Origin of the sequence: Lelliottia sp. RWM.1 (genome assembly GCF_016859735.1) — a bacterium.
Taxonomy (GTDB): Bacteria; Pseudomonadota; Gammaproteobacteria; order Enterobacterales; family Enterobacteriaceae; genus Enterobacter.
On the sequence record NZ_WLVC01000024.1, the window covers coordinates 20,902 to 40,124 of the forward strand.

The 19,223-nt window shown below is 50.8% G+C and carries 26 protein-coding genes; 4 read left to right on the forward strand and 22 right to left on the reverse strand.

The genetic code is table 11. From position 1 onward, the window contains the following. Positions 1 to 17: 17 nt before the first annotated feature. The 7 genes from rplV to rpsJ are packed head-to-tail and all read right to left on the reverse strand — an operon-like array spanning position 18 to position 3,387. Entirely contained in the window at positions 18 to 350 is a 333-nt protein-coding gene (gene rplV, locus GF617_RS16610; protein ID WP_002919773.1) for a 50S ribosomal protein L22, read from the reverse strand. 14 nt (positions 351 to 364) lie between these two features. After that, positions 365 to 643 carry a 30S ribosomal protein S19 gene (gene rpsS, locus GF617_RS16615; protein ID WP_001138115.1) on the reverse strand — a complete coding sequence of 93 codons (279 nt, stop codon included), beginning with the start codon at positions 641 to 643 and terminating at the stop codon, positions 365 to 367. A 16-nt stretch (positions 644 to 659) separates the two neighbouring features. Further along, positions 660 to 1,481 carry a 50S ribosomal protein L2 gene (rplB, locus tag GF617_RS16620; protein ID WP_000301859.1) on the reverse strand — a complete coding sequence of 274 codons (822 nt, stop codon included), beginning with the start codon at positions 1,479 to 1,481 and terminating at the stop codon, positions 660 to 662. 17 nt (positions 1,482 to 1,498) lie between these two features. After that, positions 1,499 to 1,801 carry a 50S ribosomal protein L23 gene (rplW, locus tag GF617_RS16625; RefSeq protein WP_000617546.1) on the reverse strand — a complete coding sequence of 101 codons (303 nt, stop codon included), beginning with the start codon at positions 1,799 to 1,801 and terminating at the stop codon, positions 1,499 to 1,501. Next, positions 1,798 to 2,403 (reverse strand): 50S ribosomal protein L4, encoded by a 606-nt coding sequence (gene rplD / locus GF617_RS16630; RefSeq protein WP_003031119.1) that lies wholly within the window; start codon positions 2,401 to 2,403, stop codon positions 1,798 to 1,800. The genes rplW and rplD overlap by 4 nt, the downstream gene beginning before the upstream one ends. A gap of 10 nt (positions 2,404 to 2,413) precedes the next feature. Continuing rightward, positions 2,414 to 3,043: a 50S ribosomal protein L3 gene (rplC, locus tag GF617_RS16635; protein ID WP_016538466.1), complete on the reverse strand. Its 630-nt coding sequence runs from the start codon at positions 3,041 to 3,043 to the stop codon at positions 2,414 to 2,416. 32 nt (positions 3,044 to 3,075) lie between these two features. Continuing rightward, a complete protein-coding gene (rpsJ, locus tag GF617_RS16640; RefSeq protein ID WP_001181005.1) occupies positions 3,076 to 3,387 on the reverse strand; it encodes a 30S ribosomal protein S10 in 312 nt (103 codons plus the stop codon). A gap of 385 nt (positions 3,388 to 3,772) precedes the next feature. On the opposite strand from rpsJ, the gene GF617_RS16645 reads away from it, so the two are divergent. Continuing rightward, positions 3,773 to 4,246, forward strand: a complete 474-nt coding sequence (locus GF617_RS16645) for an A24 family peptidase (protein ID WP_181621069.1) — start codon at positions 3,773 to 3,775, stop codon at positions 4,244 to 4,246. Here the strand turns inward: GF617_RS16645 and bfr are convergent. The 11 genes from bfr to fkpA all read right to left on the reverse strand — a co-directional run bounded on the left by bfr (position 4,230) and on the right by fkpA (position 12,435). Then, entirely contained in the window at positions 4,230 to 4,706 is a 477-nt protein-coding gene (gene bfr, locus GF617_RS16650) for a bacterioferritin (RefSeq protein ID WP_181621070.1), read from the reverse strand. The two genes, GF617_RS16645 and bfr, sit on opposite strands and share 17 nt — an antisense overlap. A 72-nt stretch (positions 4,707 to 4,778) precedes the next feature. Next, the gene (gene bfd / locus GF617_RS16655; RefSeq protein ID WP_003863268.1) at positions 4,779 to 4,973 is read right to left on the reverse strand and encodes a bacterioferritin-associated ferredoxin; all 195 of its coding nucleotides are present in this window, start codon (positions 4,971 to 4,973) and stop codon (positions 4,779 to 4,781) included. Positions 4,974 to 5,151: 178 nt separating this feature from the next. Continuing rightward, positions 5,152 to 6,336, reverse strand: a complete 1,185-nt coding sequence (gene tuf / locus GF617_RS16660) for an elongation factor Tu (RefSeq protein WP_181621071.1) — start codon at positions 6,334 to 6,336, stop codon at positions 5,152 to 5,154. Positions 6,337 to 6,405: 69 nt separating this feature from the next. Beyond that, positions 6,406 to 8,520, reverse strand: a complete 2,115-nt coding sequence (gene fusA, locus GF617_RS16665) for an elongation factor G (RefSeq protein ID WP_181621072.1) — start codon at positions 8,518 to 8,520, stop codon at positions 6,406 to 6,408. Between the two features lie 96 nt (positions 8,521 to 8,616). Beyond that, positions 8,617 to 9,087: a 30S ribosomal protein S7 gene (rpsG, locus tag GF617_RS16670; RefSeq protein ID WP_004106370.1), complete on the reverse strand. Its 471-nt coding sequence runs from the start codon at positions 9,085 to 9,087 to the stop codon at positions 8,617 to 8,619. A gap of 96 nt (positions 9,088 to 9,183) precedes the next feature. Beyond that, positions 9,184 to 9,558: a 30S ribosomal protein S12 gene (gene rpsL / locus GF617_RS16675; protein ID WP_003023654.1), complete on the reverse strand. Its 375-nt coding sequence runs from the start codon at positions 9,556 to 9,558 to the stop codon at positions 9,184 to 9,186. 124 nt (positions 9,559 to 9,682) lie between these two features. Next, entirely contained in the window at positions 9,683 to 9,970 is a 288-nt protein-coding gene (gene tusB, locus GF617_RS16680; RefSeq protein ID WP_181621073.1) for a sulfurtransferase complex subunit TusB, read from the reverse strand. A gap of 7 nt (positions 9,971 to 9,977) precedes the next feature. Further along, positions 9,978 to 10,340 carry a sulfurtransferase complex subunit TusC gene (gene tusC / locus GF617_RS16685; RefSeq protein WP_181621074.1) on the reverse strand — a complete coding sequence of 121 codons (363 nt, stop codon included), beginning with the start codon at positions 10,338 to 10,340 and terminating at the stop codon, positions 9,978 to 9,980. Beyond that, positions 10,340 to 10,726, reverse strand: coding sequence for a sulfurtransferase complex subunit TusD (gene tusD, locus GF617_RS16690; protein ID WP_181621076.1), 387 nt, complete (start codon positions 10,724 to 10,726; stop codon positions 10,340 to 10,342). The genes tusC and tusD overlap by 1 nt, the downstream gene beginning before the upstream one ends. Next, on the reverse strand, positions 10,726 to 11,448 hold the full coding sequence (locus tag GF617_RS16695) for a transcriptional regulator (RefSeq protein ID WP_014171909.1): 723 nt from the start codon (positions 11,446 to 11,448) through the stop codon (positions 10,726 to 10,728). The genes tusD and GF617_RS16695 overlap by 1 nt, the downstream gene beginning before the upstream one ends. Before the next feature lie 165 nt (positions 11,449 to 11,613). Beyond that, the gene (gene fkpA / locus GF617_RS16700) at positions 11,614 to 12,435 is read right to left on the reverse strand and encodes an FKBP-type peptidyl-prolyl cis-trans isomerase (protein ID WP_181621078.1); all 822 of its coding nucleotides are present in this window, start codon (positions 12,433 to 12,435) and stop codon (positions 11,614 to 11,616) included. A 236-nt stretch (positions 12,436 to 12,671) separates the two neighbouring features. Between fkpA and GF617_RS16705 the strand changes: the two genes are divergently transcribed. Continuing rightward, the gene (locus GF617_RS16705; RefSeq protein WP_181621079.1) at positions 12,672 to 12,890 is read left to right on the forward strand and encodes a protein SlyX; all 219 of its coding nucleotides are present in this window, start codon (positions 12,672 to 12,674) and stop codon (positions 12,888 to 12,890) included. A gap of 52 nt (positions 12,891 to 12,942) precedes the next feature. On the opposite strand, the gene slyD is transcribed toward GF617_RS16705, so the two are convergent. The 4 genes from slyD to kefG all read right to left on the reverse strand — a co-directional run bounded on the left by slyD (position 12,943) and on the right by kefG (position 16,201). After that, a complete protein-coding gene (gene slyD / locus GF617_RS16710; RefSeq protein ID WP_181621081.1) occupies positions 12,943 to 13,536 on the reverse strand; it encodes a peptidylprolyl isomerase in 594 nt (197 codons plus the stop codon). A gap of 94 nt (positions 13,537 to 13,630) precedes the next feature. After that, the gene (locus GF617_RS16715) at positions 13,631 to 13,831 is read right to left on the reverse strand and encodes a YheV family putative zinc ribbon protein (RefSeq protein WP_181621083.1); all 201 of its coding nucleotides are present in this window, start codon (positions 13,829 to 13,831) and stop codon (positions 13,631 to 13,633) included. Between the two features lie 13 nt (positions 13,832 to 13,844). Next, positions 13,845 to 15,650: a glutathione-regulated potassium-efflux system protein KefB gene (gene kefB / locus GF617_RS16720; protein WP_203452114.1), complete on the reverse strand. Its 1,806-nt coding sequence runs from the start codon at positions 15,648 to 15,650 to the stop codon at positions 13,845 to 13,847. Next, positions 15,650 to 16,201 (reverse strand): glutathione-regulated potassium-efflux system ancillary protein KefG, encoded by a 552-nt coding sequence (gene kefG, locus GF617_RS16725; protein WP_181621086.1) that lies wholly within the window; start codon positions 16,199 to 16,201, stop codon positions 15,650 to 15,652. The genes kefB and kefG overlap by 1 nt, the downstream gene beginning before the upstream one ends. 138 nt (positions 16,202 to 16,339) lie before the next feature. Here kefG and GF617_RS16730 point away from each other — a divergent pair, with 138 nt between their 5' ends. Together GF617_RS16730 and GF617_RS16735 are read left to right on the forward strand one after the other, a co-directional pair. Continuing rightward, positions 16,340 to 18,244, forward strand: a complete 1,905-nt coding sequence (locus tag GF617_RS16730; protein WP_203452115.1) for an ABC transporter ATP-binding protein — start codon at positions 16,340 to 16,342, stop codon at positions 18,242 to 18,244. A 15-nt stretch (positions 18,245 to 18,259) separates the two neighbouring features. Next, complete coding sequence (locus tag GF617_RS16735; RefSeq protein ID WP_181621090.1) at positions 18,260 to 19,192, forward strand: LysR substrate-binding domain-containing protein; 933 nt, start codon at positions 18,260 to 18,262, stop codon at positions 19,190 to 19,192. Positions 19,193 to 19,223 lie beyond the last annotated feature (31 nt).

Sequence of the window (19,223 nt, forward strand, 5' to 3'; positions counted from 1 at the left end):
TGCTAGTCTCCAGAGTCTCAGCGATCGGACACAACCACAGTAATGTGGCTGGTGCGCTTCAGGATGCGATCTGCACGACCTTTCGCACGCGGCATAATGCGCTTCATGCTTGGGCCTTCATCTACGAAAATTTTCGCAACTTTCAGATCGTCAATGTCAGCGCCATCGTTGTGTTCAGCGTTAGCAATGGCAGATTCCAGTACTTTCTTAACCAATACCGCAGCTTTCTTGTTGGTATAGGTCAGGATGTCCAGGGCCTGCGACACTTTCTTACCGCGAATCAGGTCAGCAACAAGGCGAACCTTCTGAGCAGAAGAACGAGCATGGCGATGTTGAGCTAAAGTTTCCATCTCTTCCTCCTACCTTATTTCTTCTTCGCTTTTTTATCAGCAGCATGGCCGCGATAAGTACGAGTCGGTGCGAATTCACCCAGTTTGTGACCAACCATTTCGTCGGAAACAAAAACTGGAACGTGCTGACGACCATTATGGACAGCGATGGTCAAACCGATCATGTTAGGAAAGATCGTTGAACGACGGGACCAAGTGCGCAGGGGCTTCTTGTCTCCGCTTTCCACCGCTTTCTCTACCTTCTTCAGCAAGTGCAGGTCAATAAAAGGACCTTTCTTGAGAGAACGTGGCATGGCTTATCCTCTAAAATTATTTGCTACGGCGACGTACGATAAATTTATCAGTACGCTTGTTGCTGCGGGTCTTCTTACCTTTGGTCTGAACGCCCCACGGAGTTACCGGGTGCTTACCAAAGTTACGACCTTCACCACCACCATGTGGGTGATCGACTGGGTTCATCGCAGTACCGCGAACGGTAGGACGAACACCACGCCAGCGTGCAGCACCTGCTTTACCCAGAACGCGCAGCATATGCTCAGCATTGCCAACTTCGCCCAGAGTCGCACGGCAGTCTGCTTCGACTTTACGCATTTCACCAGAACGCAGACGCAGGGTGACATAAGCACCATCGCGAGCAACGATCTGAACGTAAGTACCAGCGGAACGAGCCAGCTGACCGCCTTTACCTGGTTTCATTTCTACGTTATGAACGGTAGAACCAACCGGGATATTGCGCATCGGCAGGGTGTTACCTGCTTTGATTGCAGCATCAACGCCAGATTGAATCTGGTCGCCAGCTTTCAGGCCTTTAGGGGCCAGGATGTAACGGCGTTCGCCATCTTTGTACAGAACCAGCGCGATGTTCGCGGAACGGTTCGGATCGTACTCAAGACGCTCAACAACTGCTGGGATACCGTCTTTGTTGCGTTTGAAGTCAACAATACGATAAGCCTGCTTGTGGCCACCACCGATGTGACGAGTGGTGATACGGCCATTGTTGTTACGACCACCGGATTTGCTGTTTTTTTCCAGCAACGGAGCAAAAGGTTTGCCCTTGTGCAGCTCAGGGTTAACCACTTTAACTACGTGGCGACGACCCGGAGATGTCGGTTTACATTTAACAACTGCCATTGTATTACTCCTCCGACTTACTCAGCGCCGCCAACGAAGTCCAGATTCTGGCCTTCTTTCAGGGTGACGTAAGCTTTTTTCCAGTCGCTACGACGACCGATACGCTGTCCGTGACGTTTAACTTTCCCTTTAACTACCAGGGTGTTAACGACTTCGACTTCGACTTCAAACAGTTTCTGCACAGCAGCTTTGATCTCTGCTTTGGTCGCGTCTTTAGCAACTTTGAGAACGATGGTGTTGGTTTTTTCCATCGCAGTAGACGCTTTTTCAGAAACGTGCGGCGCACGAAGCACCTTCAGCAGACGTTCTTCACGAATCATGCCAGCATCTCCTCAACTTGCTTAACAGCATCAGCAGTCATTACGACTTTGTCGAAGGCGATCAGGCTAACCGGGTCGATACCCGTTGCATCGCGAACGTCAACCTTGTGCAGGTTACGTGCTGCGAGGAACAGATTTTCGTCCAGCTCACCGGTGATGATCAGCACATCTTCCAGAGCCATGTCTTTCAATTTCTGTGCCAGCAGCTTAGTTTTAGGCGCTTCTACAGAGAATGATTCGACAACGATCAGACGATCCTGACGTACCAGTTCGGACAGAATGCTTTTCAGCGCGCCGCGGTACATCTTTTTGTTTACTTTTTGACTGTGGTCCTGTGGGCGAGCAGCGAAGGTCACGCCACCGGAACGCCAGATCGGGCTCTTAATAGAACCTGAACGCGCACGGCCGGTACCTTTCTGGCGCCACGGCTTTTTGCCGGAACCAGTTACTTCAGCACGAGTCTTCTGAGCACGAGTACCCTGACGAGCACCAGCTGCATAAGCAACTACAACCTGGTGAACCAGCGCTTCGTTGAAATCACGACCGAAGGTAGTTTCGGAAACAGTCAGCGCGCTCTGCGCGTCTTTCAATACTAATTCCATTGCTATCCCCTTACGCCTTCACAGCTGGTTTAACGATCAGGTCGCTACCGGTTGCACCCGGAACCGCACCTTTAACCAGCAGCAGGTTGCGCTCAGCGTCAACACGTACTACGTCCAGGCTCTGAACAGTTACACGTTCGTTACCCAGCTGACCTGCCATTTTCTTGCCTTTGAACACTTTGCCCGGAGTCTGGTTCTGACCGATAGAGCCCGGAACGCGGTGAGACAAGGAGTTACCGTGAGTAGCGTCCTGGGTACGGAAGTTCCAGCGCTTAACGGTACCAGCAAAACCTTTACCTTTAGAGGTACCGGTTACGTCAACTTTTTTAACTTCAGCAAACAGCTCAACGCTAATATCCTGACCTACAGTGAACTCTTCGCCTTCAGCAAGACGGAATTCCCACAGACCACGGCCAGCTTCAACGCCAGCTTTAGCGAAGTGACCCGCTTCCGGCTTAGTTACACGGTTAGCTTTTTTAGCACCAGTGGTAACCTGAACAGCGCGGTAGCCATCGTTAGCCAGATCTTTAACCTGAGTAACGCGGTTTGCTTCAACTTCGATTACGGTTACTGGGATAGATACGCCATCTTCAGTGAAGATGCGGGTCATACCCACTTTTTTACCGACTAAACCAATCATTGTATCAACCTCTCAATCGCTCGATGACCTGATTAACCCAGGCTGATCTGCACGTCTACACCGGCAGCCAGATCCAGACGCATCAGAGCATCAACGGTTTTCTCAGTTGGCTCAACGATGTCAACCAGACGCTTGTGAGTGCGAATTTCGTACTGATCACGCGCGTCTTTGTTAACGTGCGGAGAGATCAGAACGGTAAAGCGCTCTTTGCGGGTCGGCAGCGGGATCGGACCACGGACTTGCGCACCAGTGCGCTTAGCAGTCTCGACGATTTCCGCAGTTGATTGATCGATTAGACGATGATCAAACGCTTTCAGGCGGATACGGATTCTTTGGTTCTGCATGAGACCAGAGCTCCAATTATTTTATAAACGAAAATGATCACTACTCAAACCCATTACGATTGATGGGAGAGTGTAACCGTTCTTACGTAGTTCCCCAATTGGGAACATTGTTTGATGACCAAAAACATCATCAAGGTTCATATCGAACCGCTGCCAATATTAGACAAGCCCGCGCATTATACGTAAATATACGCGTAACGCAAGTAGAGTTTAGAAAACAAACGCTCTCACTCCAATCTGCGTAAACGGATCTTTTTTTCCCTGCAAATAATGTATGTACTTTTGATTTGCTGGAGGTTTCAACGCAATTGCCAGGTTTGAGGGCTATCCAGACTCACTTTTTCTGCGGACTATTCGACGAAATACATCTCAAAGGATTTCGCAGATGCTCGCTCCCCTTCCCTTTCTCATGCTTTATGTAACCCTGTCTTACCTGCTCATCCGGGAGGATATACGGTGTGGCATCCTCCCGGACAAATTTCTTTGTCCACTATTGTGGACTGGTCTACTTTATCACCTTAACTTCCACCCTTCTTTTCTACCTGCCGCAGTCATAGGGGCGGTTGCCGGTTATTTGGGTTTCGCATTTCTATACTGGGGATATCGCCTGATTCGTAAACGAGAAGGGTTGGGATATGGTGATATTAAGTATCTGGCTGCCCTGGGCGCCTGGCATGGATGGTCTGTTTTACCAATGATTGCGTTGTCTTCAGCACTATTCGCTGCCATTTATCTCCTTTTCCGATCGTGGAATAGTCCTGGGAAAAGGACACTAAAAAACCCACTGCCTTTTGGACCATTTATGGCGGCAGCGGGTTTATTGAACGGATGGCAGAACCTGATTAACTTTCCACTCTGATCTGCGACTGAAGATAATTCTGCAGGCCAATTTTACCAATGAGATCCAGTTCTGTTTCCAGCCAATCGATGTGACCTTCTTCATCGGACAGAATTTGGATCATCATATCGCGACTCACGTAGTCATGTACGCTATCCGCGTAGGCAATGGCTTCGCGAAGGTCTTTCGCACCATCAAGCTCTAGCGCAAGATCGGAACGTAACATTTCCTCGACATCTTCACCAATGCCCAGTTTGCCAAGATCCTGCAAATTAGGGATACCCTCAAGGAACAAAATACGCTCGATATACTTATCAGCGTGTTTCATTTCATCGATTGATTCATGGTATTCGACATCGTTGAGACGCGTCAGTCCCCAGTTTTTGAACATTCTCGCATGGAGAAAATACTGGTTGATTGCGACAAGCTCATTTCCCAATAATTTATTGAGATAACTTATGATTTTAACATCACCTTTCATTATATAGTCCCTCCGCTTCCACTCATTGAAGCGTAGATCGGGCTACAAGGATGTCAAAAAAAAGATAGGGGCTTAAGCGATCTCTTTGAACTCAGGGATCTGCATCAGTTCATCCTGCATGATCTCACGCGCTGCACGCACACACTTACCGCATTGATTTCCAACTGGAACAAATTTGCGAAGCTGCTGGAAAGACTGAGGTTGAAACTGTCGAACGGCCTGACGTATTTTTTTGTCACTCACACCATTGCATAAACAAACGTACATACATACTCCCGTTCAAAATATGCGCAAAGTGTAAGTGAGAATCGTTATGATTACAATAGCACAAGCATGCAGAGACGGGGCGGGAGTGTGGAAAAAATACAAATAATTGTGATAGAGGCAGCCTGCAGATAACAAAAAAGGACGCCGAAGCGTCCTTTTTTCATTCAAGGATAATAAATTAGCCCAGAACTTTTGCTACAACACCAGCGCCAACAGTACGGCCGCCTTCACGGATTGCGAAACGCAGACCGTCATCCATCGCGATTGGGTGGATCAGGGTAACAACCATTTTGATGTTGTCGCCTGGCATTACCATCTCAACGCCTTCTGGCAGTTCGATAGTACCGGTCACGTCAGTTGTACGGAAGTAGAACTGTGGACGGTAGCCTTTGAAGAACGGAGTATGACGGCCGCCTTCGTCTTTGGACAGAATGTACACTTCAGATTCGAACTTGGTGTGCGGCTTGATAGAGCCTGGCTTAGCCAGTACCTGACCACGTTCGATTTCTTCACGTTTGATACCACGCAGCAGAACACCAACGTTCTCACCAGCACGGCCTTCGTCCAGCAGTTTGCGGAACATTTCAACGCCGGTACAGGTAGACTTGGCAGTCTCTTTGATACCTACGATTTCAACTTCTTCACCCACTTTAACGATACCGCGCTCTACACGACCGGTAACAACAGTACCACGACCGGAGATGGAGAATACGTCTTCGATTGGCAGCAGGAATGGCTTGTCAATCGCACGTTCTGGTTCTGGGATGTAAGAATCCAGGAAGCCAGCCAGTTCGATGATTTTCGCTTCCCACTCTGCTTCGCCTTCCAGCGCTTTCAGAGCAGAACCACGGATGATTGGGGTATCATCACCTGGGAAATCGTACTGAGACAGAAGTTCGCGAACTTCCATTTCTACCAGTTCCAGCAGCTCTTCGTCATCAACCATGTCGCATTTGTTCAGGAACACGATGATGTAAGGAACGCCTACCTGACGACCCAGCAGGATGTGCTCACGGGTCTGAGGCATAGGGCCGTCAGTCGCAGCAACAACCAGGATCGCGCCGTCCATCTGCGCAGCACCGGTGATCATGTTTTTAACATAGTCGGCGTGGCCTGGGCAGTCTACGTGTGCGTAGTGGCGAGTCGGGGTGTCATATTCAACGTGGGAAGTGTTGATGGTGATACCACGAGCTTTTTCTTCTGGTGCGTTATCGATCTGGTCGAAAGCACGAGCAGCACCACCGTAGGTTTTAGCCAGAACGGTAGTGATTGCAGCGGTCAGGGTAGTTTTACCATGGTCAACGTGGCCGATAGTACCAACGTTGACGTGCGGTTTTGTACGTTCAAATTTTTCTTTAGACACGGCTATATTCCTTACTATAGTGCCCCCTCACCGAGGGGGCACGGGATTTTGGTTTTTTAACCCTGCGGCTTATTTACCACGGGCTTCGATTACGGCCTGAGCAACGTTGTTCGGCGCATCATCATACTTCAGGAACTCCATGGAGTAAGAAGCACGACCTTTGGTCAGTGAACGCAGCTGAGTTGCATATCCGAACATTTCAGACAGCGGAACTTCAGCGTGGATCACAACGCCAGTCACGTTGGATTCTTGACCGCGCAGCATACCACGACGACGGCTCAAGTCACCGATAACGTCACCGGTGTTCTCTTCTGGAGTTTCTACTTCAACCTTCATGATTGGTTCAAGCAGAACTGGTTTCGCTTTCTTAAAGCCTTCTTTAAAGGCAATAGAAGCAGCCAGTTTAAACGCCAGTTCAGAGGAGTCAACGTCATGGTAAGAACCGAAGTGCAGACGAACACCCATGTCAACAACCGGGTAACCTGCCAGCGGACCAGACTTCAGCTGCTCCTGGATGCCCTTATCAACGGCAGGGATGTATTCACCAGGAATTACACCGCCTTTAATGTCGTTGACGAACTCGTAACCTTTAGGGTTAGAGCCCGGCTCCAGTGGGTACATGTCGATAACAACATGACCATACTGACCGCGACCACCAGACTGCTTAGCGTGTTTACCTTCAACATCAGTAACTTTCTGGCGAATCGCTTCGCGGTAAGCAACCTGAGGTTTACCCACGTTTGCTTCAACGTTGAATTCACGTTTCATACGGTCAACGATGATGTCGAGGTGCAGTTCACCCATACCAGCGATGATAGTCTGGTTAGATTCTTCGTCAGTCCATACGCGGAATGACGGGTCTTCTTTAGCCAGACGGCCCAGAGCCAGACCCATTTTTTCCTGGTCAGCTTTGGTTTTTGGTTCAACCGCGATAGAGATTACCGGCTCAGGGAACTCCATACGCTCCAGGATGATTGGCGCATCTGGATCACACAGGGTATCACCAGTAGTTACGTCTTTCAGACCGATAGCAGCAGCGATGTCGCCTGCACGAACTTCTTTGATCTCTTCACGTTTGTTCGCGTGCATCTGTACGATACGACCGAAACGTTCACGTGCAGTTTTCACGGAGTTCAGGATGGTGTCACCAGAGTTAACCACGCCAGAGTACACGCGGAAGAACGTCAAGTTACCCACGAACGGGTCGGTAGCAATTTTAAACGCCAGTGCAGCAAACGGCTCTTCATCACTTGCGTGACGTTCAGCCGGAGTGTCTTTACCGTCGTCCAGGATACCGTTGATCGCAGGAACATCTACTGGGGATGGCAGGTAGTCAACTACCGCATCCAGCATTGCCTGAACACCTTTGTTCTTGAACGCAGAACCACAGGTTACCAGGATGATTTCGTTGTTCAGAACACGCTGACGCAGAGCTTTCTTGATCTCTTCTTCAGTCAGTTCTTCACCACCCAGGTATTTTTCCATCAGCTCTTCTGAAGCTTCAGCAGCGGACTCGATCAGGTTCTGGTGCCATTCGTCAGCCAGATCCTGCATGTCTGCTGGAATATCTTCATAAGTGAAGGTTACGCCTGCATCTTCTTCGTTCCAGTTGATGGCTTTCATTTTCACCAGGTCAACAACACCGGTGAAACCTTCTTCAGCACCAATTGCCAACTGCAGCGGAACCGGGTTCGCGCCCAGACGGGTTTTGATCTGACCAACAACTTTCAGGAAGTTAGCACCCATACGGTCCATTTTGTTAACGAACGCGATGCGTGGAACTTTATATTTGTTTGCCTGACGCCATACGGTTTCAGACTGCGGCTGAACACCACCAACTGCGCAGTAAACCATTACCGCACCATCAAGAACACGCATGGAACGTTCTACTTCGATTGTGAAGTCAACGTGGCCCGGGGTGTCGATGATGTTAACGCGATGCGGTTCATACTGCTTAGCCATACCTGACCAGAATGCAGTAGTCGCTGCGGAGGTGATAGTAATACCACGTTCCTGCTCCTGCTCCATCCAGTCCATGGTAGCTGCGCCGTCATGAACTTCACCGATTTTATGGTTTACACCGGTGTAGAACAGAATACGTTCGGTAGTAGTGGTTTTACCGGCGTCGATGTGCGCACTGATACCGATGTTACGGTAGCGTGCGATGGGTGTTGTACGAGCCATTTGATTCCTCGTTTGTTTCTTTAGGCGTTCAGTTAAGTAACCCAGAACGGGCAACTTCGCTGAAGTGCCCGCCTGGTGACTATGACTCCGAAGGGATTACCAACGGTAGTGTGCGAACGCCTTGTTGGCTTCTGCCATACGGTGAACGTCTTCACGTTTCTTAACTGCAGTACCTTTGTTGTCTGCAGCATCAGAAAGTTCGTTCGCCAGACGCAGAGCCATGGATTTATCACCGCGTTTACGAGCAGCTTCAACGATCCAACGCATTGCCAGAGCATTACGACGAACCGGACGAACTTCAACTGGAACCTGGTAAGTAGAACCACCAACGCGGCGAGACTTAACTTCTACAGTCGGGCGTACGTTGTCGAGAGCGACTTCGAAAGCTTCCAGTTCATTTTTACCAGAACGCTGAGCCAGGGTCTCAAGCGCGCTGTATACGATTGCTTCTGCAGTAGATTTTTTACCATCTACCATCAGGATATTTACAAATTTTGCCAGCAGTTCTGATCCGAATTTCGGATCTGGAAGAATTTTACGCTGACCAATGACGCGACGACGTGGCATGGGAATACTCCGTTGTTAATTCAGGATTGTCCAAAACTCTAAGAGTTTAGTTTGACATTAAGATAAAACAGTTTGGCCTTACTTAACGGAGAACCATTAAGCCTTAGGACGTTTCACGCCATACTTGGAACGAGACTGCTTACGGTCTTTAACACCGGAACAGTCAAGCGCACCACGAACGGTGTGATAACGAACACCCGGAAGGTCTTTTACACGACCGCCACGGATCAGGATCACGGAGTGCTCCTGCAGGTTGTGACCTTCACCACCGATGTAGGAAGTCACTTCGAAACCGTTGGTCAAACGCACACGGCATACTTTACGCAGTGCGGAGTTTGGTTTTTTAGGAGTGGTGGTATATACACGAGTACATACACCACGTTTCTGCGGGCAGGCTTCCAGCGCAGGCACGTTGCTTTTTGCAACTTTGCGAGCGCGTGGTTTGCGTACCAGCTGGTTAACTGTTGCCATTAAATAGCTCCTGGTTTTAGCTTTTGCTTCGTAAACACGTAATAAAACGACCTCATACAATATGAGGACGCGAAATTTTAGGGCTCTGTCGAAAAGGTGTCAAGAAATATACAGCGATCTCAGATCACCAGTTCATTTGACCAGCATGCTTTACTGCAAGATTAACGAAATCAGTATAGCCAACCACGTTAATTTTGGCTGAAATTTGACCAGCAAGACCCCGCGCATCAATGTCTTCCTTCAATGCAGAGACAGATATGGGGGCATTATTGAGGATTTCAACAAAGCGGCTATCTTCAATTGCCGCCAGAACGCCATCCTGAATGAGCAACAGATCATCGCCTTCACTCAGCATTCTCAGTAATGCTTCGATATCGCATTGCCACGGGGAATGACTCAAGGTATGGAGCATGACAGCCTCAGAAAGTCAGAATGGTGTCGTACTGGGAGAGTTGCTCGCGCAACGGACCCGCCGCAAGGATGGTAACGTCCAGAACAAAAGCGGCTTTATCTGTCATAAGGCCACGCGATGCCAGAGAGTCAGCACAAACATAGAAGGTTTCAATGTCGTAAAGAGGCAGAACCTTAAAGGTCGCAATATAGTCGCGCGCGAGAACAGCTTGCGGGTACTGCCCTCCCAGTATCTGGAATACGCCATCGCCCAGAAAGAAAACACCGATATCTTCGGTTAAGGCGGAGGTTGCCAGCAATGCATCCAACCCTTCCCGGCCAGCAGCACTACCATGCGGAGCGGAAGAAAAAACAAACGCGACACGATTCATCAGAATTGCACCATTCGGTCACAGGTCAGCGCCGCCTGCGCAAGCGCGCCTAAACCACTCAGCAAGAATCCTGATTGCAGATTTGCACCCGGTAAACCAAGACGCGCCGCTTCTGCTGCATCCGTGATACCGCGACGCAGCGCCGCTGCAACACAGATATGTAATTCTACGCCCTGCTTTTCGCTTAAGGATTGCCAGGCGCGTACCAGGTCAAACTCATCTGAAGCCGGTGAAGTGAACTGATTCGCGTTATAGACCCCTTCACGGTAAAAAAAGACGCTACTCAGTTCATGACCCGCGTCCAGTAGCGCTTGTGCAAATTGCAATGCACTGCTGGCCTGCTGCGTACCATATGCCGGGCCCGTCACCATTAAAGCAAAACGCATTACTTATCTTGCCCCTGGAAATCACCGCTTTTGAACTGGCGGATATAGAGATAAACAGTGTGTTTGGAAATGTTCAGACGATCGGCAACCTGGTTAATGGCGTCTTTGATATCAAAAATACCTTTCTCATAGAGGTTCAGCACAATCTGACGGTTCTTCGCGTTGTTCGATACATTGCGATCGGCATTCACTTCTTCAATAGTGAACTCAAGCGTTTGAGTCACGAGATCTTCGACAGAAGAAGCAAAGTTGACTGAAGAACCGACATCTGGTGTTTCTGGCGGAATAAAGGTGCTCATAATTTGCGAGAATGGCACATCAAGGTTCATGTTGATGCACAGCAGTCCAATCACACGATGCTCACGATTTCGTATCGCGATGGTTTCTGATTTCATCAGTACACCGCTTTTGGCGCGAGTGAAATAACATTTGGAGACGCTGCTGTCCGCGCCGGTCATGTCGTGCAACATACGCAATGCAAGGTCGGTGATTGGCGAGCCAATTTTGCGGCCAGTATGCTCACCATTGGCAATACGGATGGCGGAACACTTTAGATCTTGCAGGGAGTGCAATACGATTTCGCAGTGGGACCCAATGAGCATCGCTAACCCGTCCACTACCGCTTCGTAGGATTTCAGAATATCGAAGTCGGTCTGATCGAAAGGACGTTGATCCAGCAAATCAAGTTCACTGGTTTCGTTGGTTAAAAGCGACCTGGACATGAAAAAAACACTCCTTTTCAGGAGCCTGTCGTTACGTTTTCAGGGCAGGCTCATTATCTACACGGACAACTAAATTAATACAGCGTGTATAACGCTTACCAGCGTTAATTATATCTGCCCCACAATAAAAAAACCGCCGCCTTGAAGGCGGCGGTTTTCACAACATTATTTCTTCGCAGCGGCAGCGGCTTTATCGTCTGCCGGGGCTTCCGGTTTAGCGTCAGCTTTCGGCGCCGGTTTGATGTCCAGCAATTCTACGTCAAACACCAGCGTAGAGTTTGCCGGAATACCTGGGACACCTGTTTTGCCGTAAGCCAGATCTGGTGGGATAACCAGCTGGATTTTACCGCCTTTTTTGATGTTCTTCAGGCCTTCAGTCCAGCCAGGGATCACACCGTCCAGACGGAAAGAGAGCGGTTCGCCACGGGTGTAAGAGTTATCAAACTCTTTACCGTCGATCAGCGTACCTTTGTAGTTGACCACAACGGTATCACTGTCTTTCGGCGCATCACCTGTACCTTCCTTCTCTACTTTATAGACCAGACCAGTAGAGGACGTTTTCACACCTTTCTCTTTAGCAAAAGTATCGCGGTAGGCTTTGCCTTTCGCTTCGTTTTCTTTTGCATCTTTATCCATCTTGTCCTGAGCAGCACCCTTCACGCGAGCTTCGAATGCCTGCAGAGTCTGCTCAATCTCCTGGTCAGTCAATTTGCTCTTATCAGCAAATGCATCCTGAACACCTGCGATCAACTGTGCTTTATCCAGTTTGATGCCCAGTTTTTCTTGCTCTTTCAGAGAGTTTTCCATGTAGCGGCCCAGAGATGCGCCCAGTGCGTAGGCGGATTTCTGGTCGTCATTTTTGAACGCCGCTTTGCTGTCTGCAGTCGCAGCAGGCTTCGCAGCGGTATCAGCAGCGAAAGACAGCGGCGCATTCAGTGCGACAGCCATCGTAGTGGCCAGCAGCGTTGCTTTAAACAGTGATTTCATCCATATCTCCAGGGCCTGGGGACTCTCACCCCAGCGTTAAACGTAAATGAGAAGCGTACTATAAAACGTTGCGGAAGAAATCTACAGACAGACTCTCCCTATTCTCGCCACTTTTAAGACTATTTTTGTTTAAATAAGTTTCTTGCCAATGGGATGGATGCTGCACTTAACGATAAACTCGGTTAGACTTCGCCGCCGCCACCCCATATGGGATAGATTGATAAACGAGGTGAATCATGAAAGATGCAATGTTAGAAGAGAGACTGGCCGAGCTGGAAAGCCGACTGGCTTTTCAGGACATCACCATCGAAGAACTCAACCAGACGGTGACGGCTCATGAACTTGAAATGGCAAAACTGCGAGATCTGATGCGCCTGCTCACTGAAAAAGTGAAAGCGACACAGTCATCGCACATCGCCTCTCAGTCAGAAGAGACACCTCCACCTCATTATTGAGGCGTAAAAAAAGCGGGATATTCCCGCTTTTTTCATTTTCCGTGTAACGGAATTAATGGCAACCGCAACCGCCGTTACCACCACAACCGCCTTTGCCATGTTCATGACCGTGGTCATGATCGTGGCCGTGACCGCCGCAGCAACCGTCATGGTCGTGATCGTGACCGTGGTCATGACCGTTAGCGCCGTGAACGTGGCCATGAGCCAGCTCTTCTTCGGTCGCTTCGCGGATCGCAACAACTTCAACGTTGAATTTCAGGTTCTGGCCAGCCAGCATGTGGTTACCGTCAACAACAACGTGGTCATCTTCCACTTCGGTAATTTCAACCGGAACGGGACCCTGGTCAGTTTCAGCCAGGAAGCGCATGCCAACCTGCAGCTCATCAACACCCATGAACACGTCTTTCGGAACGCGCTGCACCAGGTTGTCGTCATATTGACCGTAAGCGTCGTTTGCGCCTACAGCAACATCAAATTTGTCGCCAACTTCATGACCGTCCAGCGCGCTTTCCAGGCCGGAAATCAGAGAACCGTGACCGTGAAGGTAGTCAAGCGGCGCACTCACCGGAGACTCATCAACCAACACACCGTCTTCTGTACGTACCTGATAGGCCAGGCTGACCACCAGGTCTTTTGCTACTTTCATGATATCTCCTGAGCGTGGGAAAATTGCTGGCGCAGATTGTAGCGGAAATCTGCACCCGTGTACCCTTTAGCTTAAAAAAACTCAGGGCATATCGCTAGTCCGGATGAAAAATGCCAATGACTTGCTCTTCTTTGCGAACATGCTCGCGAGCCTGTTTATCGGCCTCACGCATCTGGTGGCCGCACTTAACACACTCAACAACATCAACATTATTCTCGCGCCACATTGCCAGCGAATCTTGCGCCTGGCAGGACGGGCATTTTGCACCTGCGATAAAGCGTTTACGTACAGCCATGCTTTTTTACCTTTTATTCAAATTCATCCCAGCCATCCAGTTGGCGTCGCTCCTGCTGCATTTCACGCTGGAAAATCTCTTCAAGCTCCCGACGAGCTTCCCGCACGCGGGAAATTTGCGCCGTATCAGAATGAACAGGCATGAGTTCTCGCAGCATGCGCATATCCAGACGACGGAAATGCATCTGAGCCCGCTGAGCCTGGTGCGGATGCATACCCAACGACACCAGCGCCTTACGTCCAAGTTCTAATGCACTGGAGAAGGTTTCACGTGAAAAATGTTTTACTCCCACCTGCAACAGCTCATGGGCCTCCACGCGCCCACGCGCCCTGGCCAGGATATGTAAATGGGGAAAATGCTGCTGGCACAACTCCACCAGCCTCATCGTATCCTCCGGCTCATTGCAGGTAATGACTATCGACTCTGCCGCTTCCGCCCCGGCAGAGCGTAACAGCTCAAGCTGAGTGGCATCACCGTAATACACCTTATAGCCATATTTGCGCATCAGGTTCACCGCGCTGATATCACGCTCAAGCACCGTAATGCGCATTTTGTTCGCCATCAGCAAACGACTAATGACCTGACCAAAGCGCCCAAAACCCACAATGATCACCTGGGGCTTATCATCCTGCACCCAGGGCGTTTCATCTTCATCATCTGTCGGGTTAAGCCGACGGGCAAGGAACGCATCAACCATTTTCATCAGGAGCGGTGTCGTCATCATCGATAACGTCACCGTCACCAGCAGGAGCGCCATCTGATCATCTTTGAACAATTTCTGGGACGATGCTGTGGAGAAGAGTACAAACGCGAACTCGCCCCCCTGGCTTAACACGCTGGCAAACTGCATTCTTTCCGAGCTACGCAGGCCGTAAATACGTGCCAGGGCATACAGCACCAGCGTTTTTACCGCGACCAGCACAGCAACGCTGATGACCACCCACAGCAGATGGGTGTACAACACGCCAAGATTGAGCGCCATGCCAACCGAGATAAAGAACAGCCCTAACAGCAGCCCTTTAAAAGGATCAATCGCGATTTCCAGCTCATGTCGGTATTCGCTCTCCGCAAGCAATATCCCGGCGATAAAGGTCCCGAGCGCCATAGACACGCCCAGCGCATCCATAAACAAAGCGGAGCCTAACACCAACAGCAACGTCGCCGCAGTGAATACCTCACGCACACCTGAAGCCGCAATAAAGCGAAATACCGGGCGCAGTAAAAAACGTCCGCCAATCAACATGCCGGCAAATGCCAGCACCTTCATACAAATTTTAACCCAGTCAAAATGCTCATCGCCCGATCCTGCCAGCAACGGGACAAGCGCCAGCGCAGGGATCACCGCCAGATCCTGAAACAGCAACACCGAGAACCCCAATTGGCCAGCCTCACTCCGGTTCATACCTTTATCGCGCATAAGCTGCAGTGCCATGGCCGTAGAAGACATCGCCAACCCTATGCCGCCAATCACTGCTGCCTGCCAGGAAAAATCCGTCAGCATCAGCAAGCCGCCAAGAATGGCGGCACTGAAGATCACCTGCGCTGCGCCGACACCAAAAATAGAGCGACGAAGCTGCCACAGTTTTGACGGGTTCAATTCAAGGCCAATGATGAACATCAGGAAAACAACGCCCAGCTCGGAGAAGTGCAGGATTTCATCCACATCACTGATAAATCCAAGTCCCCAGGGACCAATAGCAATGCCCGCCAGCAGATACCCCAGAACAGCGCCAATACCCAGTCGCGAGGCCAGTGGCACAGCAACGACCGCCGCAAACAAAAACAGCACACCAGCCAGCAGCAAATTAGAGCCTTCCATCAGCGACCTCCTGCCGGAATCGGCGACGCCAGCCATTCGCCATATGCTTTAGCGTGGCTCGCCAGCTCGTTGGGTTCCTGACGACGCGCCCAGTAGACAATAATCGGGCTCATCCAGTGCATACGGCACATGGCGGCCGTCAGTTCAAACGGTCGCAGAATATCGCTCATCGGGTAACGGTTAAGGCTGTCGTGACGGTAGGCGCTCTCTGGCTCACCGGTCGTAATTACACTACGCCAGTACTTTCCCGCCAGTTGGTTTCCCCCTACTCCACTGGAGAACCCCCGGCTCAGTACCCGGTCAAGCCACTCTTTCAGCAACGCGGGACAACTGTAGGTATAAAGCGGATGCTGGAACACAATCACATCATGCTGGCGCAGCAATTCCTGCTCGAAAGGGATATCGATAAAAAAATCGGGATAGTGCGCGTAGAGGTCGTGCACCGTTACATTGTTGAGCTGTAAAGCCGGCTTAAGCAGAACCCGGTTTGCCACCGAGTCCTGAGATTCCGGATGGGCATACAGCAGCAGCACTTTTGCTGTCTGAGACATCACTCCCCTCCCGGTTCTGTTTCTGTTTTTGTGTAAAGTCGTCGTTTTGGGCTACCATGGCGGCCCGGTGCGGAAAATGGCGCACACCTTACATTATCATAATGACAAATTAACATAGTCGGAACATACGGCGCTTCTATGATTGTTTTCTCCTCGTTACAAATTCGTCGTGGTGTGCGCGTCCTGCTGGATAACGCAACAGCCACCATCAATCCTGGCCAAAAAGTCGGTCTGGTCGGCAAAAATGGCTGCGGCAAATCCACCCTGCTGTCACTCCTGAAAAACGAGATTAGCGCTGATGGCGGTAACTTCACGTTTCCGGGCAACTGGCAACTGGCGTGGGTCAACCAGGAGACACCTGCCCTGAGTGAACCTGCTCTCGACTATGTGATTGACGGTGACCGTGAGTACCGCAAACTTGAGAGCGAACTGCGTGCGGCAAATGAGCGAGACGACGGCCATGCGATCGCCACCGTTCACGTCAAGCTGGACGCCATTGATGCCTGGACCATCCGTTCCCGTGCTTCCAGCCTGCTGCACGGTCTGGGTTTCAGCAACGAACAACTCGAACGCCCGGTCAGCGATTTCTCCGGCGGCTGGCGTATGCGCCTCAACCTGGCTCAGGCGCTGATCTGCCGCTCAGACTTATTGTTGCTCGATGAACCGACTAACCACCTCGATCTCGATGCGGTTATCTGGCTGGAAAAATGGCTGAAAAGCTATCAGGGAACCCTGATTTTGATCTCCCACGACCGTGATTTCCTTGACCCGGTGGTGGACAAAATCATTCATATCGAGCAACAGACGATGTTCGAATACACCGGCAACTACAGCTCTTTCGAGCGCCAGCGTGCAACACGCCTCGCCCAACAGCAATCCATGTACGAAAGCCAACAACAGCGAGTGGCCCATCTGCAAAGCTTTGTCGACCGCTTTAAAGCAAAAGCCTCTAAAGCCAAGCAGGCGCAAAGCCGTATCAAAATGCTCGAACGTATGGAGATGATTGCCCCGGCGCACGTGGATAACCCCTTCCATTTCAGCTTCCGTGAACCGGAAAGCCTGCCTAACCCGCTGCTGAAAATGGAAAAGGTCAGCGCCGGTTATGGCGATCGCATTATCCTGGACTCCATCAAGCTCAACCTCGTCCCTGGCTCCCGCATTGGTCTGCTGGGACGTAACGGCGCAGGTAAGTCGACGCTCATTAAGCTGCTGGCGGGCGAGCTTAACCCGGTCAGCGGTGATATTGGTCTGGCAAAGGGTATTAAACTGGGTTACTTCGCCCAGCATCAGCTGGAATTTTTACGCGCGGATGAATCTCCTGTTCAGCACCTCGCACGCCTCGCGCCACAGGAGATGGAGCAGAAACTCCGCGACTACCTCGGCGGATTCGGCTTCCAGGGCGACAAGGTCACGGAAAATACCGAACGTTTCTCAGGCGGAGAAAAAGCCCGTCTGGTGCTGGCACTGATTGTCTGGCAGCGTCCGAACCTGCTGCTACTTGATGAACCAACCAACCACCTCGATCTCGATATGCGTCAGGCACTCACCGAGGCGTTGATTGAATTCGAAGGTGCACTGGTCGTGGTGTCGCATGATCGCCACCTGATCCGTTCCACCACTGACGATCTCTATCTGGTGCATGACGGAAAAGTTGAACCGTTCGACGGCGATCTGGAAGATTACCAGCAGTGGCTGACAGACGTGCAGAAGCAGGAGAACCAGCCTGAGGATGCCTCGAAAGACAATGCTAACAGCGCACAGTCGCGGAAAGACCAGAAGCGTCGTGAAGCGGAACGACGTACCCAGACGCAACCCCTGCGCAAAGAGATTGCCCGTCTGGAAAAAGAGATGGAGAAGCTCAACGCCACACTTGCCGCCGTTGAAGAAAAACTAGGTGATAGCGGGTTGTACGACCAAAGCCGAAAAGCAGAGCTGACAGATTGTCTGCAAACGCAGGCGAAAACCAAATCCAGCCTCGAAGAGTGTGAGATGGCCTGGCTCGATGCCCAGGAACAACTCGAAGCGATACTACAGGCCGACTAACACGCAGGGAGGGTTATGAGTTTCGATATCACGAGCGACATTACATTCCGCAAGCTCAGTATTTTCATGACTTTTATGGAAAAAGGTAACATCGCGCGTACCGCCGAAACTCTGGGCCTGAGCGGCGTCAGCGTGCATCGTGCACTGCATACCCTGGAAGAGAATGTCCGCTGCCCACTCTTCACCCACAAAGGCCGCAACCTGATTGCGCTCCCCTCCGCCTGGACACTGCTGGAATATTGCCAGGAAGTGATGCAGGTGATGGAGCGCGGGTTAGAAGAAGCGCGAAAAATTGCCGGTATCGGCCAGGGACGCTTACGTGTCGGCACGCTGTATTCGTTAACGCTGGAAACCGTGCCCCGCCTGATTATGGGTATGAAATTGCGCCGCCCGGATCTTGAGATGGATCTCACGATGGGCTCTAACGAAACCTTGTTGCACATGCTGGATGAAGGCTCGCTGGATGCGATTTTAATCTCCATCTCTGAAAGTGATATTGACCGCAACAGCCTCGAAGTTCTGCCGCTGTTTCATGATGATATTTTCCTGGCGGCCCCAGCTTCGGCCACGTTACACACCAGCGGGCTGGCCGACCTGCGCGATTATAAAGATCAGAAATTTGTCGCCCTGGCGGAAGGGTTTGCCACTTATGCCGGTTTTCAGGAAGCCTTTCACATTGCCGGATTTGAGCCTGAGATCGTCACCCGCGTGAATGACATCTTCTCGATGCTGAGCCTGGTGCAGGCGGGCGTGGGCTTTACGCTGATGCCCGGCAGAATGAAGAAGGTGTATGAGAATTCAGTGCAACTTTTGAAGCTGGCACAGCCGTACCAGATGCAACAGCTTATCGCCATTGTCTTTGCCCGCAACCGCGAGCAAGATCCAAGCCTGCGGGCATTAGCCGCCGAAGGGCGGATGTACGCCCGTAGCTTGCAGGACGGCGTCTGATGTCTTGTCCTGTGGCGATGCGATGCATCAC

What these genes read in the sequence shown, in the direction of transcription:
- rplV (WP_002919773.1), bottom strand. Translation starts at nt 350, where the DNA reads ATGGAAACTTTAGCTCAACATCGCCATGCTCGTTCTTCTGCTCAGAAG.
- rpsS (WP_001138115.1), bottom strand. Translation starts at nt 643, where the DNA reads ATGCCACGTTCTCTCAAGAAAGGTCCTTTTATTGACCTGCACTTGCTG.
- rplB (WP_000301859.1), bottom strand. Translation starts at nt 1,481, where the DNA reads ATGGCAGTTGTTAAATGTAAACCGACATCTCCGGGTCGTCGCCACGTA.
- rplW (WP_000617546.1), bottom strand. Translation starts at nt 1,801, where the DNA reads ATGATTCGTGAAGAACGTCTGCTGAAGGTGCTTCGTGCGCCGCACGTT.
- rplD (WP_003031119.1), bottom strand. Translation starts at nt 2,403, where the DNA reads ATGGAATTAGTATTGAAAGACGCGCAGAGCGCGCTGACTGTTTCCGAA.
- rplC (WP_016538466.1), bottom strand. Translation starts at nt 3,043, where the DNA reads ATGATTGGTTTAGTCGGTAAAAAAGTGGGTATGACCCGCATCTTCACT.
- rpsJ (WP_001181005.1), bottom strand. Translation starts at nt 3,387, where the DNA reads ATGCAGAACCAAAGAATCCGTATCCGCCTGAAAGCGTTTGATCATCGT.
- GF617_RS16645 (WP_181621069.1), top strand. Translation starts at nt 3,773, where the DNA reads ATGCTCGCTCCCCTTCCCTTTCTCATGCTTTATGTAACCCTGTCTTAC.
- bfr (WP_181621070.1), bottom strand. Translation starts at nt 4,706, where the DNA reads ATGAAAGGTGATGTTAAAATCATAAGTTATCTCAATAAATTATTGGGA.
- bfd (WP_003863268.1), bottom strand. Translation starts at nt 4,973, where the DNA reads ATGTACGTTTGTTTATGCAATGGTGTGAGTGACAAAAAAATACGTCAG.
- fusA (WP_181621072.1), bottom strand. Translation starts at nt 8,520, where the DNA reads ATGGCTCGTACAACACCCATCGCACGCTACCGTAACATCGGTATCAGT.
- rpsG (WP_004106370.1), bottom strand. Translation starts at nt 9,087, where the DNA reads ATGCCACGTCGTCGCGTCATTGGTCAGCGTAAAATTCTTCCAGATCCG.
- rpsL (WP_003023654.1), bottom strand. Translation starts at nt 9,558, where the DNA reads ATGGCAACAGTTAACCAGCTGGTACGCAAACCACGCGCTCGCAAAGTT.
- tusB (WP_181621073.1), bottom strand. Translation starts at nt 9,970, where the DNA reads ATGCTCCATACCTTGAGTCATTCCCCGTGGCAATGCGATATCGAAGCA.
- tusC (WP_181621074.1), bottom strand. Translation starts at nt 10,340, where the DNA reads ATGAATCGTGTCGCGTTTGTTTTTTCTTCCGCTCCGCATGGTAGTGCT.
- tusD (WP_181621076.1), bottom strand. Translation starts at nt 10,726, where the DNA reads ATGCGTTTTGCTTTAATGGTGACGGGCCCGGCATATGGTACGCAGCAG.
- GF617_RS16695 (WP_014171909.1), bottom strand. Translation starts at nt 11,448, where the DNA reads ATGTCCAGGTCGCTTTTAACCAACGAAACCAGTGAACTTGATTTGCTG.
- fkpA (WP_181621078.1), bottom strand. Translation starts at nt 12,435, where the DNA reads ATGAAATCACTGTTTAAAGCAACGCTGCTGGCCACTACGATGGCTGTC.
- GF617_RS16705 (WP_181621079.1), top strand. Translation starts at nt 12,672, where the DNA reads ATGAAAGATGCAATGTTAGAAGAGAGACTGGCCGAGCTGGAAAGCCGA.
- slyD (WP_181621081.1), bottom strand. Translation starts at nt 13,536, where the DNA reads ATGAAAGTAGCAAAAGACCTGGTGGTCAGCCTGGCCTATCAGGTACGT.
- GF617_RS16715 (WP_181621083.1), bottom strand. Translation starts at nt 13,831, where the DNA reads ATGGCTGTACGTAAACGCTTTATCGCAGGTGCAAAATGCCCGTCCTGC.
- kefB (WP_203452114.1), bottom strand. Translation starts at nt 15,650, where the DNA reads ATGGAAGGCTCTAATTTGCTGCTGGCTGGTGTGCTGTTTTTGTTTGCG.
- kefG (WP_181621086.1), bottom strand. Translation starts at nt 16,201, where the DNA reads ATGTCTCAGACAGCAAAAGTGCTGCTGCTGTATGCCCATCCGGAATCT.
- GF617_RS16730 (WP_203452115.1), top strand. Translation starts at nt 16,340, where the DNA reads ATGATTGTTTTCTCCTCGTTACAAATTCGTCGTGGTGTGCGCGTCCTG.
- GF617_RS16735 (WP_181621090.1), top strand. Translation starts at nt 18,260, where the DNA reads ATGAGTTTCGATATCACGAGCGACATTACATTCCGCAAGCTCAGTATT.